Source organism: Telmatospirillum siberiense (genome assembly GCF_002845745.1).
In the GTDB taxonomy this organism is placed as follows: domain Bacteria; phylum Pseudomonadota; class Alphaproteobacteria; order Rhodospirillales; family Magnetospirillaceae; genus Telmatospirillum; species Telmatospirillum siberiense.
The window spans coordinates 285,026-301,001 of sequence record NZ_PIUM01000003.1; the positions used below are offsets into that span (position 1 = coordinate 285,026).

Sequence of the window (15,976 nt, forward strand, 5' to 3'; positions counted from 1 at the left end):
ATCCCACGATTCCCCCCGACACAAGTAGAATATAGAGCACACTTTTGGAACTTATGATTTCCTGGCCCGACATCGCGGCACTGCTCACGGTGGTGGCCATCGACGTGGCCCTCGCCGGAGATAACGCCTTGGTCGTCGGAATGGCGGCGGCGGGTCTCCCCAAGGCTCTGCGTAATCGCGCGATACTTCTTGGCATCGCCGCGGCGGCGGCGTTGCGCATCATTTTCGCCGGTATCGCCGTGCATCTGATGCAGATCGTCGGCATGACCGCCGCCGGCGGACTTCTCCTACTTTGGGTTTCATGGAAGCTGTGGCGCGAGATCCGCTCGCAACAGGGCGAAAACCAAGCGGCGGAGGCACTGAATGACGGCTCCACCGGCCCGAAGGTCGGAAAAGCGACAAAAACCTTGCGACAAGCCATCATCCAGATTTTTCTGGCCGACCTTTCCATGTCGCTCGACAATGTCCTCGCCGTCGCCGGAGCCGCACGCGACAATGTGTGGGTTTTGATCATCGGACTGGGCTTTTCCGTCGTCCTGATGGCCTTCGCGGCGAATGTCATCGCCCGCCTGATCCACCGTTACCGTTGGATCGCCTATGTTGGCTTGGTGATCATCCTCTATGTCTCGCTCTCGATGATCTGGGAAGGCGGCCCTCCGGTGATCGAGGCACTTCCCCTCACTTCCGGTGTTGGGAAGTAGGAATTCCAGGGAAGTCCCCGCCCAACTAATTTGGTAAAGATCATTTACCATACCGTTTGTTATGGTAAAATATGAAGAATAGCCCACTTTCGTTCAACCGGGCATACCACCATATGGGGGAGGTACTGCGAAACAACACGATGGAAGATATTGTGGCAAGAGATCGAATCCGGCCGGCGAAACTGGCCGAAGCCGTCGCGGAACATCTGGAATCGCTGATTTTGGAAGGCTCGCTGAGACCTGGCGACCGGTTGCTGGCCGAACGCGACCTGGCGAACAAACTGGATGTTTCGCGCCCCTCCTTGCGCGAGGCGCTCGATCTTCTGGAACAGCGCGGCCTTTTGCAGAGCGGACGCGGCGGAACCTATGTTTCAGGCCTGCTGGGCGACGGCTTCAGCACCCCCTTGCTTGAGATGCTCGAAACCAACGAGCCCAGTTCCACATATGACTACCTCGAATTCCGTGGCGCCGTCGAGGGAACCGCCGCCTATTTCGCCGCACTGCGCGCCAGCGACATGGACCGCGAAATGGTGCACGCCCATTTCCTGACAATGGAGGCGGCCCACGCCGAGACTGAAAGCGACCCCAGCCGGGAAGCCGACGCCGACACCGATTTCCATTTGTCGATCTACGAGGCCAGCCACAATCTGATGATGCTGCATGTGATGAGCAGCCTGGGCGACGTCCTGCACAAGGACGTTCTTTACAATCGCAGCAAACTCTATACCCGCAAGGGCGTCCGCGCCCTGTTGCTCGATCAGCACCGCGCGGTTCATGACGCCATCCTGAGCGGCGATGCCGAAGCGGCGCGGGCCGCGGCCGAGGCCCATGTCAATTTCACCAAGGCGGCTCTCCACGAAATCGACAAGGCCGACAACCGGCTTGAGAAATCGCTGCGCAGGATCGTCTCCAATATTCCCGGTGACGGCAGTGGCCAGGAAATCTTGCAACTGGCTGGCGCCAGTGATGATTTTCAGATGGACTGAGGAAAGTGCCGGCGCTTTTTCAAAGCGGCCCGGCTGCAAGAGACAGAAGATTAAAGCAGGACGCGAGATTCCATGACCGAGGCCATCAGCAGCCATCACAACGAGGAAAACCAGCAGAGTCCGCTGGCCGGCCTGCTCAAGTCGCACCCGGAGACGGCTTTCGATTATCTCGAATTCCGCTTCATCGCCGCAGGCATGTCGGCCCAGATGGCGGCGGAACGGGCCAGCGAAAAGGAACGGGCGCGGATTACCCGGGCCTTTGAGACGGTGGTCGCCGCGTCGGAAATGCTCGATACCAGCGCCGAATACGAGGCCGACCGCGAATTCCATCTGTCGATCTATGCGGCATCGCATAATGCGGTGATGGAACATGTGATGCGTAACGTCTTCGTGATGCTGCATCAGGACGTCTTCTATGACCGCAGGCAATTCCACGGTCGGGCCGGTGTCCGGGAACTTCTGCTGCGCCAGCACAAAGCCATCTACGACGCGGTCATGGCCCGCGAACCCGAGCGCGCCCGCCGCGCCGCCGAAAACCACGTCCTTTACATTCGCGACACCCTTCAGGAGAGCCGCGTCGCCGAACAGCGTGCCGCCGTGGCCTTGCGCCGCTCCGGCCGAGCCAGCCTCGTTCAAATGAACGACGTGGAAACCTGACGGCGACACGCGCTCCGAAGCCACCCTCCTACCCGCTCAAGTCATCCCCGATCTTTTTATGGTAAAAACTTCTTACCGGTTTACATTTTCGGTAAAAAGTCGTAACCAATAGAAGAATCGAAGCGCTAAGCCTCGTCCAGGATCGAAGGTGAATGCCAATGAGCAAAAATCCACTGCCGGGTCGACCGGACACCGTCTATTACTTTCCGACATGTCTGGTTGACCTTTTCTATCCCGAGGCCGGAATGGCCGGGATCGAGCTGTTGAAACGGGCAGGCACGACGGTCGTCATGCCCGGCCAGCAAAGCTGTTGCGGCCAACCGGCGCGCAACTGCGGCTATTACGAGGAAGCCCGCAGCGTCGCCCGCGCCCAATTGGCGGCCTTTCCGAAAAACTGGCCCATCGTGGTCCCCTCCGGCTCCTGTGCCGGGATGATGAAAACCCATTATCCCGAACTGTTCAAAGGCATGCCGGAGCTGCCCCAGGTCCAGGCCTTCTGTGATCGAGTCTTCGAGCTGACCTGGTTCCTGGTCCATGTCATGGATATCAAGCTGGTCGACAAGGGCGAACCGGTCAGGGTCACCTGGCACGGTTCCTGCCATTCGATGCGTGAAATGGGCGTGGTCGAGGAACCCAAGGATCTTTTGCGCAGCCTCTCCAACGTGACGCTGGTGGAAGCGGACTACGAAAAGGAATGTTGCGGTTTCGGCGGCACCTTCTCGGTGCGTTTGCCGGAAATCTCGGCCGCCATGGTCACCGACAAGGTCAACAACATCGTGGCGACGGGCGCCACGCAGGTCGTCTCGGGCGACATGGGCTGCATGATGAATATTTCGGGCGCCATGAAAAAAGCCAAAGCCCCCGTCAAAGGCCGCCATATCGCCGAGTTCCTGCTCGAGCGTATCGGAAGAGGAGACGCGTGATGCCAGAACTCAGCCACGATTTCGAGCATGCCGCCGTCAAGGCGTTGGGCAACCAGCAGCTGCGCACCAATTTCCGTCGCGTCATGACCGGCTTGATGAACAAGCGCGCCGCCCAGTTTCCCGACCCCGACGAATTGCAGGCCTTGCGCTCCCGCGGTAAATCCATCAAGGACCGCGCCCTGGCCAAACTGCCCGATCTGCTGGTCCAACTGGAACAGAATCTGATCGCCAACGGTATCCAGGTCCATTGGGCGGAATCAGTCGACGAAGGCAACCGGATCATCCTCGACATCCTGAGAAAGGCGAACGCCAAATCGCTGATCAAGGGCAAGTCGATGGTTTCCGAGGAAATGCACTTCAATCATTTCCTCGAGGAAAACAACATCCGCGCGCTGGAATCGGACCTCGGCGAATATATCATCCAGCTCGCCGGCGAAGGTCCGTCACACATCGTCATGCCGGCCATCCACAAGAACAAGGGTGAGATCGGCAAACTATTCCAGGAGAAGATCGATGGGCAAGGCTATACCGACGATCCCGACGAACTGACCGCCGCGGCGCGGCGGGTTCTGCGTCAGATGTTCGCCAATGCCGACGCCGGTTTCTCGGGCGTCAATTTCGCCGCCGCCGATACAGGCTCCCTCGTCCTGATGTCCAACGAGGGCAACGGACGCATGTCGACCCACCTGCCTTCGATGCATATCGCCCTGATGGGCATCGAAAAGGTGATCGAGCGCCTGGAGGACGTCGGCCCGTTGATCAGTCTGGCCTGCCGCTCGGCCACTGGCCAGCCGATCACCACCTACGTCAACGTCATCAGCGGCCCCCGGAAGGCCGGCGAGAAGGACGGCCCGAAGGAAGTCCATCTGGTCATTCTCGATAACGGCCGCACCAGGATTTACGACGATCCGCAATTGCGCGAGGGACTGCGCTGCATCCGCTGCGCCGCCTGCATGAACCACTGCCCGGTCTATACCCGGATCGGCGGCCATGCCTACCAGTACACCTATCCCGGCCCCATCGGCGAAATTCTCAATCCGCAGATGCAAGGTATCGAGAAGGCCGGCGACGTCCTGCATGCCTCCAGTCTTTGCGGCCGTTGCGCCGAAGTCTGCCCGGTGAAGATTCCCCTGGTCGACCTGATCGTCCGTCTGCGCCGGGAATCGATCCGTCCCTCGGCAGACGCCGTGAAGGGCGGCGGCAGCCGGAAAAGCGGCATGGAGAACGTCATCTGGTTCGGCTGGAAGACGATGTATGCCAATCCGCTGTTTTATCGCTGGGGAACATGGTGGCTGCGCAAGATCGGCAATCTGATGCCCGCCGGTCTGCCTCTCCTCAAACAATGGACGTCGGTCCGCAGCAAACCGCAATTCGCTTCCCGTTCCATCTATGACCTGGCTCGTGAAAGGGGCATCCGTGATGAGTAACGCTCGCTCAGCCATTCTGGAACGTCTGCGCAAGGCTCCCAAGAAGCCCGTTCCGGATCTCGCCCCCTGGTCGCCCTACAAGACGACGACGGAACAGCCCCTGGATCGCTTCCGCCGCCTGATGGGTGCGGTCAAGGGTGAAATCATCGACACCAAGCGCGCCGATCTCGCGGAAACCCTGCGCAAGGTTCTGGCCGACAAACAGGCCAAGAACCTACTCTATGCGCCGAATACCGAGATCGGACGGACCATCGACGCGGCTTGGGCCACCGAGCCCGGCCCGCAGCTGGTTGCCTACGACAAGCCCATGGAAGAGTTGAAATCGTTGATGATCAACGACATCGACGCCGGCATCACCAGCACCATGGGCGCCATCGCCGACACCGGTTCGCTGATCGTCTGGCCATCAGCAGAGGAACCGCGCCTGATGTCCTTGGTGCCGCCCATCCATATCGCGGTCCTGGAGGCGTCGAAAATGTACGACTCCTTCTCCGAAGCCGTGGGTAAGCTGGGCTGGAACAAGAAACCGCCGGGGAACACCCTGCTGATCTCGGGCCCGTCCAAAACAGCCGACATCGAGGGCATTCTCTGCTTCGGTGTGCACGGTCCCAAGCAGTTGGTCATCATCCTCATCACCGACTGAAAAACCCACTGAACTCCTTCAGGCGGGGGCGATAACGCCTCCGCCTGTCGCGTACCAAATCTCGGTATCGCCAACAACGGCTGCTCCCCTCTCTTCGGCTAACCTTCGTTCCCCGCCCCTTAAGGGCGTGTGGACATTTGGCAGTCGGCCAGATTCTCTTCGTCCTCTTGATCGTTCCGGTGCGCTCCAGCTTTTGATTAACCACCAAGGCACCAAGGCGCCTTTCGGATCAGTCGGCGGCGGCCAATCTGCGCCGCAGGCATTCGGCCGACAGCCGATAACGGGACGGGAAAATGCCGGAGCTACACTCCGCCACCTCGGTGTCTTGGTGCCTTGGTGGTTCAAAATATCCGGGCTTTCCTTTCAGCCGTTGGGGAACCAGAGGCACCGGGAGAAGTCTTAAGGCGCCCCATCAAAGGGGGCGTGGCCGTCATGAATGTCCACGCGCCCTAGCAGCCCAAGCGGAGCGGAGGCGCCTAAGTGCGCCCGCATCAAAAAAATTGATTGCGCGATAAATTCGTTGCAATTAAAAATTGAATTATCATATTTATACAACTATTAGATGATTCCGTCAGCGTTCGCACCCTTTGGCTTGCCCAGGAGTGTGTATAGCGCCGTGCCACAACACAACCTAAAGTTTATCTAAATAATATATATACACTTATTCATACACAACAGAACTATCCTCCAGGTGCGATCCAGCGGAACCACCCATCAAAACAGCTATTGGGGACGCCAAATGGTGAAAATCCTTGCACTCCTGCTCACAATACTCGGCGTCTGCACGGCGGTTCCCGCCGCGGCTCAATGTCCGACGCCCACGACACCGGTCGATGCGCAGACGGAAATGGCCACGCTCCTGACCCAGGACGGCACCAATTTCGGCCAATTCGCCTGGGATTATTTCACCTATTTGAATAACAGCGGAGTGCTGGGGGCGCCCTTGCCCTGGGAAAGCCAGCGGCAGACTGCGGATGTCTATCTGCCGAATGGCGCGGCGCCGACGGCCTGGACGGCACCGCCCGCCACGCCGGCTGCGGTCTGCGCGGCGGCCCAGACGATCGGCATGAATCCGGCCCTTCCCTTCCATAACCTGGACAGCATCCTCCAGGTCGACGGGTTGGTCGCCAACGATAATCCGGCCGCCCTTAATCCGCTGGCCGCCACGCCCCGGCCGCCGACGCCGCTCCGCTATCTGATCCAGCAGGGGCAGCTTGCCTTCACCTATATCGTCAACAACGGCATCTACAACAAAAACGGGCAGCAGGCCGTGGTCCAGGCCGGACAGCCGCTCAATTTCACCGCCAACAGTTTCGAGCTCAAGACGTCGTGGATTTGGATCGGTGGCGATTCCACCCTGTCCGGCAATCTCGCGAAACAAGGCTTCCTGGTCGTCAACGCCTACTATCAGCAATTCGATTCCGTCGGCAATCCGATCCTACAGAATGGTCAGCCGGTCTATACCGTCGGCTGGGCGGCCCTCACCGGCATGCATATCATCTTGAAGCCGCAAGGATATCCGGCCTGGGTGTGGATCACGTTCGAGAATGTGCAGAACGCCACTTACGTACCTCCGGGTCCGCAACTGCCGATCGACCAGGCCACCGCAACGCTGAACACGCAATATCAGAAGACATTGGCCGGTACCGTGCTCGCCAACTATCAGTTGATGGGCGTACAGACGACCTTCATGCAAGGATCCCAGCCGACCCTGCTCGCCAATTCGACCATCGAGACGGCCTTTCAGCCCATGTCCTCCTGCATCACCTGCCATGGCACGGCGAGCTATTCGGCCAACAACGGATATTTCAACTTCGCCACGCCGGACGGCCATGGCGGAGTCGTCTATCCGACCGGACAGCTCCCCTCCCTCGCCGGTTATGTGATGTTCGACTATGTGTGGTCGCTCCGCCGCGCGCACTGGGCAACCAATCCGTGACATTCCCGCCGCAATAAATTCACTCCGCAACCGCAGCGAAGGGTCAGAAAGATGAGCGTCCTCAACTATCCGCGCCTGTATCTGAACGGCTGGATCTCGTGGAATCCGCCCACCGGCAACAACAACGACTATATCAATACATTTCTGGCTGAACGCGCCGACATCAATTACCTCGTCGTACAGCCGACCTTCGCTCCCGCCGATGGCGTTGGGGCCTTCATCCCCGGTCAATATATCCAGGATTTCCGGATCTGGATGACCAGCCTGCAGACACAGCCGGCAACGGCGCAAAACCCCAATCCATCCCAGTTCGTGCCGGGCGAATGGAATTATTTCGGCGATAACGGCGCGGCCTTCGTCAATTACACCAACGGCAGCGGCGTTCCTTTCCTTTCGCAAGTCACAGGCGGGGTCACCGGGTACAATCAGCCGGCCGCGGCCACCGATCCCGTGCTGGCCCAACCGGCCCAGATCACCGGAAACACCTTCGGCGCCTCCAATGCCGGCAGCCCGGCCCGCCTGGTCGACAACAACACCATGTCCACCTGGACGTCGCAGGTTTTTCTCAATCAGTTGCTGATCGGCGATCAGACCTGCGGCCTGACCGCCACCGCCGGCAGCCGCATGTTCACCCAGATGATCAACTATTCGAAGATGACCAACGTGGCCAGCGCGGGCGTCATGGGGATCATGATGCAGACGTCGTTTCCGGCCGATGGCGTCTCTTTTTCCGGCACCGGTTCGTCGAGCCTGCTGGCCGCCTTGAGCAGCGGCATGACCAATGCCTCCGGCCTGATGCTGCGCCTCAAGATATTCAATACGCTTTATTATCAAAACGGCGTCATGAACGACTATCCAACGATCACCGGCGGCTATCCGCAACTGTCGGCCTATTATCAGGATGCCCTCAACAACGGCATCCAGTTCTTCAATCCCGCCCACAGCCAATTTGTCGCCACCCTCGGCCTATGGAACCAGGGGGAAACGATGACCGCGCCGCAGGGCCGTCTGTTCGTCGTCCAGACCAGCGGCCAGACTGCCGACAAGACGGCAACCGCGACGCTCACCAAGAACGATCCGTTGCCACGGAAATCGGCGGAACCGGTGAAACAGGGCGGACCGGAAACAACCGTCCAGAATCTGGAGACATCTTCGTTCAACGCCTTCCCCGGACCGGCCGTCGCGCAGGTCGTGACCGATCCCCTGACCGGGGATTCGGTCCTGTCGATCGATCTTGCGAGCACCATGCCGATGTTGCCCGGTCAAGTGCCGCCGGCCCCACCGCCGGCGACAACTCAGGATAGCGGCACCCTGACCGTTTCCGCTCAAGGCACCACCATCGGCACCATCACCTTCGGCCCTGGAACGGCCAGCTATGGCGATGCCGCCTTCTACGCCAACAGCGGCATCGTCGACCTGCCGCTCTCCACCCAGCAACTCGCGGCGGTCCAGGCCAATCCACTCAGCATCACGTCGGACAATGGCCTCCAGTCCCTGAGCGAGGCGCCGGTGCAGATCGTCACCGACCAGCGCAGCATCTATCTGGAGCAAGGCGGCATCCAGACCATCACCCTCACCGCGCTTCAGCTCGGCGTGCCGGCGGCCAATGTCCAGATCGCCGTGGCCCAGTACCAGGTGCAGACCTTCAACGCCTTCCTCGCCGTCGCCGGCCAGGAGATCGTCGCCTTCGGAAGCGGTTCCCAGTCGATCGTCTCGGCTAATCTCGGCACCGCCACCAATACCTATCCCGGCGATCCGGTCACCAGCGTCCTTGGCAATCCCGCATCGAGCACGGCGCCGGTGGCGACCACGGCGGTGCCGGCCCCGCTCAGCAACATCACCATCCTGACCACGGGGGCTGACGGAACCGCGACCTTGACCATAGCACCGGTTCAACCCGGCTTCGTCACGCTGACCTACGTGCCGCTGGGAGCCAGCACCAGCTTCAATCCGCCCACCAGTTTCGGTAATTCCTACTATTACCCGGGTGGCTCCGGCCCGCCCGCCGATTTCTCCTTCGTCGCCTTCAGCAATGTCCGGGTCATGGGGTTCGACGACGCCCTTCCGGCCGCTTTCGCCGCCCTGTGGAACAACGGCTACAACCAGACTCTCGCCTGGCAGTTCGTCTATCAGCAAATCCTGTTCGTCTATGACGCGCTCTATCCCACCATGCTGCGCTACGTGCCGCTCGGCAATGCCCAGGCGATGGCGGGTGCAGCCAATCAGCTGCTGTTGCTGACCAGCGCCGACTATGCCGAAAGCAGCACGCTTTACATGCCGGTGACCCGCGATATGTCGGCCGGAAAACGCGCCGTGCTGCAAATGTGGTGCAAGCTTGCGCTGAACGACTTCCCGCCGCAGCCGATAGCGGCACCCATATGAGCTCCTCGCCGTTCCAGATCCTGGCGACGGAAGCGCCGGCGCTGGCCCGGCGCCTGGCCGAGATATCGGTGGGGGACGGGCCGGCGTTGTCGCGGACCTTCGGCGCCATCGGCCGATGGGGAGAACATGGAACGCCCGCCTCGGTGCCGGCGGACCTCACGCCCGACGGCCGGATGACCATCGGCGATCTGCTGCGGGCGGCGTTGCTGGAACGCGCCGTCCCCGGCCTGGGGAACCAGGCTCCGGCGGCATTGAGGCGACTGACGCAAACCGGCGACACGGCGGAACGGGTCATCGTACTGCGGATGCTGCACCGCCTGCCCGAACCGGACCGTTTCCTCGATATCGCGCTGGAGGCCTGCCGTAGCAGCGTCCTGCCGGTATTTGCCGCCATTGCCTGCGGCAATCCCTATCCGGCCCGTTTCTTCCCGGCCGCCGCCTTCAATCAGTTGATCGCCAAATTGTTGCTGTCCGACCTGCCGCTGACCGCCGTGATCGGCCTTTCGTCGCGCAGGACGGCCGACCTGCTGCGCATCGCCGAGGCCTATGCCAGCGAAAGACGGGCGGCGGGGCGGCCGCTCCATCCCGACTTCCCCTTGCTGAGCAACACCCAACAGGAGATTCGCCCATGACGATGTTCGATCCGCACATCCATATGACGTCGCGCACCACCGACGACTATGCCGCGATGCGAGAGGCGGGGATCACGGTCGTGGTGGAACCGGCTTTCTGGCTCGGCCAGCCCCGTACCCATGTCGAGACGTTCGAGGATTATTTCCTCGCCTTGATCGGCTGGGAGCGCTTCCGGGCCAGTCAGTTCGGCATCCGCCATTTCTGCACCATGGGCCTCAATCCCAAGGAAGCCAACTCGCCCGAGCTGATCGACGGCGTGCTGGGCCTGGTGGATTTCTACGCGGCAAAGGATGGCGTCGTGGCGATCGGCGAAATCGGCTATGACGACCAGACCGCCGCCGAGGATCGGGCGCTGCTCGCCCAGATCGAAATCGCGCGGCGCCACGAACTGCCGATCCTCGTCCACACGCCGCACCGGGATAAGAGGGCCGGCACGCTGCGTACCCTCGATGTCATCCGCGAAGCCGGCATCGCGCCCGAACGGGTGCTGATCGACCACAATACCGAGGAAACCCTTCCGGCGGTGCTCGATAGCGGCTGCTGGGCAGGACATTCCATCTATCCCGAGACCAAAATGGACGAACAGCGGATGGTCGCGCTGGTCCGCCGCTATGGTTCCGAGCGGATCATCATCAACAGCGCCGCCGACTGGGGTGTCAGCGATCCCCTGAAGGTTCCGAAAACCGCCTCGGCGATGCGCGCGGCGGGGATCATCGAAAGCGAGATCCATCGGATCGTCTGGGAGAATCCCGTCGCCTTCTTCGCCCAGAGCGGACGCCTGGATATCGCCGAAGTCGAGTCGGTCAAAGCCGTCGATCAGCGCCAACTCTGGGAAGGCAATTCCGTCCTGCGAGGCCAGACGCCGCTGATCGACGCCTGACGCATGCACCGCACCATCGTGCTCAATGTCGTCGGGATGACGCCGCGGTTGCTGGCCCATGCCCCCCTTCTGTCGGCCCTGGCCGAACGAGGCGGGTGCAGGGAGCTGCGGACCATCATGCCGGCGCTGACCTGCAGCGTGCAGTCGACGTTCGTCACCGGATTGATGCCGGCTGAACATGGTGCCGTCGGCAACGGCTGGTACGACCGCACGCTTTCCGAGATCCTGTTCTGGCGGCAAAGCAACGGGCTGGTCTCGGGTGAAAAGCTTTGGGAAACGGCGCGCCGCCGGGATCCCGCCTTCACCTGCGCCCAACTTTTCTGGTGGTACAACATGTATGCCGCCGTCGATATCAGCGTAACGCCACGGCCGATTTACCTGGCGGATGGACGCAAGATTCCCGACATTCACACGTCTCCCCCCGAACTGGCCGTGACGCTGCAGGAAGAACTGGGCCGCTTTCCGCTGTTCCGCTTCTGGGGACCGGCCGCCGACATCGTCTCCAGCCACTGGATCGCCGATTGCGCGCGGTTGATCCTGCGCCGCCACCACCCGACGCTGACGCTCGTCTACCTGCCTCACCTCGATTACTGCCTGCAACGACTGGGCCCCGATCATCCGGACATCGCCACCGAAGTCGCGTCCATCGACGGACTGTGCGGCGAAATCCTCGCCGAAGCCGAGGCGTCCGGCTGCCGCATTCTTGTTCTTTCGGAATATGGCGTGACGCCGGTCTCCAGGCAGATCCATATCAATCGTGCCCTGCGCGCCGCCGGCCTGCTCGCCATCCGCGACGAGCTGGGGCATGAAACGCTGGACGCCGGCGCCTCCGCCGCTTTCGCGGTTGCCGATCACCAAATCGCGCACCTTTATGTCCGTGACCCCGAACGCCTGAATCAGGTCCGCGCGCTGGTCGAACGGCTGGACGGCGTCGAAACGGTCTTGGACGCCGGCGGCAAGCGCGATGCCGGCCTGGATCATCCGCGAGCCGGCGATCTCGTCGCCATCGCCGCCGCCGATGCCTGGTTCACCTATTATTATTGGCTGGAGGACCGGCGGGCTCCCGATTTCGCCCGTATGGTCGAAATCCATCGCAAACCCGGATATGATCCGGTCGAGCTTTTCACCGATCCGACGCTGCCGGCGATCAAATTGCAAATCGCCTGGCGCCTTTTGAAAAAAGCGGTCGGCTTGCGCAGCCTCATGAACGTGATTCCACTCGATGCCACGCTGGTGCGGGGCTCGCATGGCCGGCAGACCGACAAGCCGGAGGATGGCCCCTTGCTGCTGTCCTCCTGTCCCGGCCTTCTCCCCGAGGGCACGATCCATGCGACGGAGGTGAACCGTCTTCTGCTCGCCCATATTTTCAACTGACGGCAGGGTTTACCACCAAAGAAAAATAAACTATAACGTGTATTATTATTAATAAAAATAGCCATAGGTTGAGCTTATGTTCTCTCGACCGATCTCAGAGACGATCTTTCCGATCCCGGCCGATCGAGCATCCGTCGCCGAAGAGCATCGGTATTCGGTCATCCGGCAAGAGCTTTCCGTTTCCTACGATTACCCGGTCTATTTCACCCGGCGCGTCTTCGACCCGGCCAATCCGGTACTGGTCGAAGCGCTGACAAGACTGGAGCCCGCACGGCGACAACGGTTCGTGCTGATCACCGACACGGGCATCGCCACCCACATCCCGACATTGGTTGACGATGTCCGCCACTATGAGGAACACCATGCCTCCCGGATCTCCCTGGCCGGGGCCTTTCTCCTGCCGGGCGGAGAGGCATGCAAGAACGACGGAGGCCTTCTGGGCGAGCTCGAAACGTGGCTGCATGCGAACCGCATGGATCGGCAATCCCACGTCGTGATCGTCGGCGGCGGCGCCGTGCTCGACATGGCCGGCTATGCGGCGGCGATCGCCCATCGCGGTTTGCGGACGACGCGCCTGCCCACCACGGTCCTGGCGCAAGGAGATTCCGGTGTCGGCGTAAAGACCGCGGTCAACGCCTTCGGCGCCAAAAATTATCGGGGGGTCTTCGCTCCACCGTTCGCGGTGATCAACGATCTGGCCTTCATCGACATATTGCCGCCGCGAGACCGAACGGCCGGAATGGCCGAAGCCGTGAAAGTCGCGGCCATTCGCGATTATGCCTTCTTTCTATGGCTTGAATCCGCCGCCGGTGCCCTGGCCACAGGCGATAGGACGGCCATGGAGATCATGATTCGGCGAATGGCCGGCCTCCATTTGAAGCACATCGCCACGGCGGGCGATCCCTTCGAGTTCGGCAGCGCCCGCCCCCTCGATTTCGGACATTGGGCGGCACACAAGCTGGAAACGCTGACCGATCATCGCCTGCGCCACGGCGAGGCGGTGGCGATCGGAATCGCCCTCGATTCGCTCTACTCGGCGCAAACGGGACTGCTGGATGCCGATAGCGCGGACCGCCTCTGCCGATTGCTGCGACGGCTCGGGTTCCGTCTGTGGGATACGGCGATCGATCTCCGCGGCGCCACAGGCCGGCGATGCCTGATCGCCGGTCTCGCCGAATTTCGCGAACATTTGGGAGGGGATCTGACCATCACGCTTCTGGCGGCGCTCGGCCAGGGTATCGAAGTCCACCGGATCGAGGAGGATCGCCTGGAAGCCGCGATCGCCGATTTGCGGTGCTATGATGAAGACGGGGATGAAGGCGGGCCGTCATGCGGATCGGCTTGAAGGCGGGGCTCGCGCCCTGCGACCTCACCTATTGCACAAACATCCATCCCGGTGAGACATGGCCCGATATCGATACCGCTCTCAGGACCTACCTGCCCCGCGTCAAGTCCTTGGTCGCGGTAAAGCAGCCATTCGGCGTCGGCCTGAGAATGTCGGCCACGGCGCTGCCGGCGCTTCTCGATGACGAGGCTACACTGACGGCATTCCGCGGCTTCTTACGGGATAACGGATTGTACGTCTTCACCATCAACGGCTTCCCCTACGGCAATTTTCATGGAAGCCGCGTCAAAGAGTCCGTTTACCATCCCGATTGGCGCCATCCGGCCCGCCTTGCCTATACCGACGGCCTGGCCCGGTTGCTGGCGGCACTGCTGGCCGGTGAGCCGGAGGAAATCGAAGGCAGCATCAGCACGGTCCCCGGAGGCTTCGCCCCGGATATCCGCTCCGACGGCGATCGCGCCGAAATCGCGGCAGCCATCCTCCGCCATGCCGCCACGCTCGTCGAGCTGCACCGCCGTTGCGGGCGCGTCATCACCCTGGCAATCGAACCCGAACCCTGCTGCCTGCTCGACACCGCGGCATCGACCATCGCATTCTTCCGCGATCATCTATTCAGTCCGGCGTCGATCCGGGACTTCGGCGGCGTCACCGGACTGTCGAAAGCGGCTGCCGAAGAGGGATTGCGTCGTCATATCGGCATTTGCCTCGACGCCTGCCACATGGCCGTCGAATTCGACGAACCGATAGCGGCAGTCGCCTCATTCACCGGCGCCGGCATCCGCATTGCCAAGCTGCAGGCGAGCGCCGGCCTGCGGCTTCCCGAAGCTACGCCGGAGGCGCGCGCCGCCCTTGCCGCCTTCGCGGACGACATCTACCTGCACCAGGTGGTCACCCGCGACCGTGCCGGACGGATGCGTCGTTTCATCGATCTCGATCAGGCGCTCGCCGCCCCCAGCCGGGACGACGAGGAATGGCGCGTACATTTTCATGTGCCGGTCTTCGCCGAGGATATGCTCGCCGGACATCGAGGAACCTTCACCACGACATCGGCCGAACTCGCGGCACTGCTGCAGCGGCAGCGCCAACAGCCATTCACCCGCCATGTCGAGATCGAGACCTATACCTGGGACGTCGTCCCCGCGACGTTGCGCGGCAGCGATATCGTCCATGACATCGCACGGGAGATCACATGGGTTCTACGTCATCTTGGACACCCCCTCTCGGCGCCGCGCTGAGACTGGGCCGGGTCGCGAACCTGCCGACGGTTTGGAGCAATGTCCTGGCCGGCTCCGCGCTCGCCGGAAAAGACATTGCCGACCACAGGCTTCCCCTGCTGCTCGCCGCATTTTCACTGTTCTATCTCGCCGGCATGTATCTCAACGACGCCTTCGATCACAGCATTGATGCGCGGGAGCGGCCGGAACGGCCGATCCCGTCCGGTCTCATTGCGCGCCGGACGGTCATCATGGCCGGACTGGCCATGATGACCCTGGGCCTGCTCACGGTGTCGGCGGTCGGCGGCTTCGCCGGATTCACGGCGGGCTTGGCACTTGGCGTGACGATCATCGGCTATGACCTGCATCACAAAGGCAATCGCTTCGGCCCGGTTCTCATGGGGGTATGCCGCGGCCTGGTCTATCTCGGCAGCACAGTGGCCCTGACCGGCCGGATTTCCCTGGAAGCGCTGGCCGGCGGCGTGATCCTGCTGTGCTATGTTCTCGGCCTGACCTACACGGCCAAACGCGAGACTCTTGCCAGCTTCGGCGCGATCTGGCCGCTCGCGTCATTGGCGGCGCCGATGCTCTATTTCCCCAGGGCTTTCGCCAATTCCGCAATCGGCGTTGCCGCCTGCCTCCTTTTTGCCGGATGGCTTGCCCTGACCATGCGCAAGCTCATGCCGGGACCAAAACGCGACGTTCGGGCGGCGGTCGGCCAATTCATCGCCGGCATCGCCCTCGTCGATACCGTGATCGCCGCCGCCTGCGGACAAACGCTCAGCGCCGCCCTCGCCGTCCTCGCTTTCCTGACGACCCTGCTGCTGCACCGTCGCCTTCCCGGAACATGACATCGCCCGTCGGTCCGACCG

The 15,976-nt window shown here is 61.7% G+C and carries 14 protein-coding genes; all 14 read left to right on the forward strand.

All coding sequences use genetic code 11. The features are described from left to right. Window positions 1–53: 53 nt before the first annotated feature. The 14 genes from CWS72_RS04925 to CWS72_RS04990 all read left to right on the forward strand — a co-directional run bounded on the left by CWS72_RS04925 (window position 54) and on the right by CWS72_RS04990 (window position 15,955). Window positions 54–701, forward strand: coding sequence for a YjbE family putative metal transport protein (locus tag CWS72_RS04925; protein ID WP_101249441.1), 648 nt, complete (start codon window positions 54–56; stop codon window positions 699–701). Between the two features lie 152 nt (window positions 702–853). Continuing rightward, window positions 854–1,687, forward strand: a complete 834-nt coding sequence (locus CWS72_RS04930; RefSeq protein WP_338056157.1) for an FCD domain-containing protein — start codon at window positions 854–856, stop codon at window positions 1,685–1,687. 72 nt (window positions 1,688–1,759) lie between these two features. Beyond that, window positions 1,760–2,344 (forward strand): FCD domain-containing protein, encoded by a 585-nt coding sequence (locus tag CWS72_RS04935; protein WP_101249442.1) that lies wholly within the window; start codon window positions 1,760–1,762, stop codon window positions 2,342–2,344. A 158-nt stretch (window positions 2,345–2,502) separates the two neighbouring features. After that, window positions 2,503–3,267, forward strand: coding sequence for a (Fe-S)-binding protein (locus CWS72_RS04940; protein ID WP_101249443.1), 765 nt, complete (start codon window positions 2,503–2,505; stop codon window positions 3,265–3,267). Continuing rightward, the gene (locus CWS72_RS04945; RefSeq protein ID WP_101249444.1) at window positions 3,267–4,694 is read left to right on the forward strand and encodes a LutB/LldF family L-lactate oxidation iron-sulfur protein; all 1,428 of its coding nucleotides are present in this window, start codon (window positions 3,267–3,269) and stop codon (window positions 4,692–4,694) included. Before CWS72_RS04940 ends, CWS72_RS04945 begins: the two co-directional genes overlap by 1 nt. Continuing rightward, window positions 4,687–5,337, forward strand: coding sequence for a LutC/YkgG family protein (locus CWS72_RS04950; protein ID WP_158240512.1), 651 nt, complete (start codon window positions 4,687–4,689; stop codon window positions 5,335–5,337). The genes CWS72_RS04945 and CWS72_RS04950 overlap by 8 nt, the downstream gene beginning before the upstream one ends. Before the next feature lie 739 nt (window positions 5,338–6,076). Then, the gene (locus CWS72_RS04955) at window positions 6,077–7,276 is read left to right on the forward strand and encodes a hypothetical protein (RefSeq protein ID WP_146002624.1); all 1,200 of its coding nucleotides are present in this window, start codon (window positions 6,077–6,079) and stop codon (window positions 7,274–7,276) included. Window positions 7,277–7,327: 51 nt separating this feature from the next. Beyond that, the gene (locus CWS72_RS04960; protein ID WP_101249447.1) at window positions 7,328–9,658 is read left to right on the forward strand and encodes a hypothetical protein; all 2,331 of its coding nucleotides are present in this window, start codon (window positions 7,328–7,330) and stop codon (window positions 9,656–9,658) included. Then, the gene (locus CWS72_RS04965; RefSeq protein ID WP_101249448.1) at window positions 9,655–10,290 is read left to right on the forward strand and encodes an EboA domain-containing protein; all 636 of its coding nucleotides are present in this window, start codon (window positions 9,655–9,657) and stop codon (window positions 10,288–10,290) included. Before CWS72_RS04960 ends, CWS72_RS04965 begins: the two co-directional genes overlap by 4 nt. Then, window positions 10,287–11,171 (forward strand): TatD family hydrolase, encoded by an 885-nt coding sequence (locus CWS72_RS04970; protein WP_101249449.1) that lies wholly within the window; start codon window positions 10,287–10,289, stop codon window positions 11,169–11,171. Before CWS72_RS04965 ends, CWS72_RS04970 begins: the two co-directional genes overlap by 4 nt. A 3-nt stretch (window positions 11,172–11,174) precedes the next feature. Further along, window positions 11,175–12,545 carry an alkaline phosphatase family protein gene (locus CWS72_RS04975; protein ID WP_101249450.1) on the forward strand — a complete coding sequence of 457 codons (1,371 nt, stop codon included), beginning with the start codon at window positions 11,175–11,177 and terminating at the stop codon, window positions 12,543–12,545. A 76-nt stretch (window positions 12,546–12,621) separates the two neighbouring features. After that, window positions 12,622–13,890, forward strand: a complete 1,269-nt coding sequence (locus tag CWS72_RS04980; protein ID WP_101249451.1) for a 3-dehydroquinate synthase — start codon at window positions 12,622–12,624, stop codon at window positions 13,888–13,890. Next, entirely contained in the window at window positions 13,875–15,125 is a 1,251-nt protein-coding gene (eboE, locus tag CWS72_RS04985; RefSeq protein ID WP_101249452.1) for a metabolite traffic protein EboE, read from the forward strand. The genes CWS72_RS04980 and eboE overlap by 16 nt, the downstream gene beginning before the upstream one ends. Further along, on the forward strand, window positions 15,080–15,955 hold the full coding sequence (locus tag CWS72_RS04990; protein ID WP_101249453.1) for a UbiA family prenyltransferase: 876 nt from the start codon (window positions 15,080–15,082) through the stop codon (window positions 15,953–15,955). Before eboE ends, CWS72_RS04990 begins: the two co-directional genes overlap by 46 nt. Window positions 15,956–15,976 lie beyond the last annotated feature (21 nt).

Coding starts and splice junctions, on each gene's coding strand:
- CWS72_RS04925 (WP_101249441.1), top strand. CDS start 54: ATGATTTCCTGGCCCGACATCGCGGCACTGCTCACGGTGGTGGCCATC.
- CWS72_RS04935 (WP_101249442.1), top strand. CDS start 1,760: ATGACCGAGGCCATCAGCAGCCATCACAACGAGGAAAACCAGCAGAGT.
- CWS72_RS04940 (WP_101249443.1), top strand. CDS start 2,503: ATGAGCAAAAATCCACTGCCGGGTCGACCGGACACCGTCTATTACTTT.
- CWS72_RS04945 (WP_101249444.1), top strand. CDS start 3,267: ATGCCAGAACTCAGCCACGATTTCGAGCATGCCGCCGTCAAGGCGTTG.
- CWS72_RS04950 (WP_158240512.1), top strand. CDS start 4,687: ATGAGTAACGCTCGCTCAGCCATTCTGGAACGTCTGCGCAAGGCTCCC.
- CWS72_RS04955 (WP_146002624.1), top strand. CDS start 6,077: ATGGTGAAAATCCTTGCACTCCTGCTCACAATACTCGGCGTCTGCACG.
- CWS72_RS04960 (WP_101249447.1), top strand. CDS start 7,328: ATGAGCGTCCTCAACTATCCGCGCCTGTATCTGAACGGCTGGATCTCG.
- CWS72_RS04965 (WP_101249448.1), top strand. CDS start 9,655: ATGAGCTCCTCGCCGTTCCAGATCCTGGCGACGGAAGCGCCGGCGCTG.
- CWS72_RS04970 (WP_101249449.1), top strand. CDS start 10,287: ATGACGATGTTCGATCCGCACATCCATATGACGTCGCGCACCACCGAC.
- CWS72_RS04975 (WP_101249450.1), top strand. CDS start 11,175: ATGCACCGCACCATCGTGCTCAATGTCGTCGGGATGACGCCGCGGTTG.
- CWS72_RS04980 (WP_101249451.1), top strand. CDS start 12,622: ATGTTCTCTCGACCGATCTCAGAGACGATCTTTCCGATCCCGGCCGAT.
- eboE (WP_101249452.1), top strand. CDS start 13,875: ATGCGGATCGGCTTGAAGGCGGGGCTCGCGCCCTGCGACCTCACCTAT.
- CWS72_RS04990 (WP_101249453.1), top strand. CDS start 15,080: ATGGGTTCTACGTCATCTTGGACACCCCCTCTCGGCGCCGCGCTGAGA.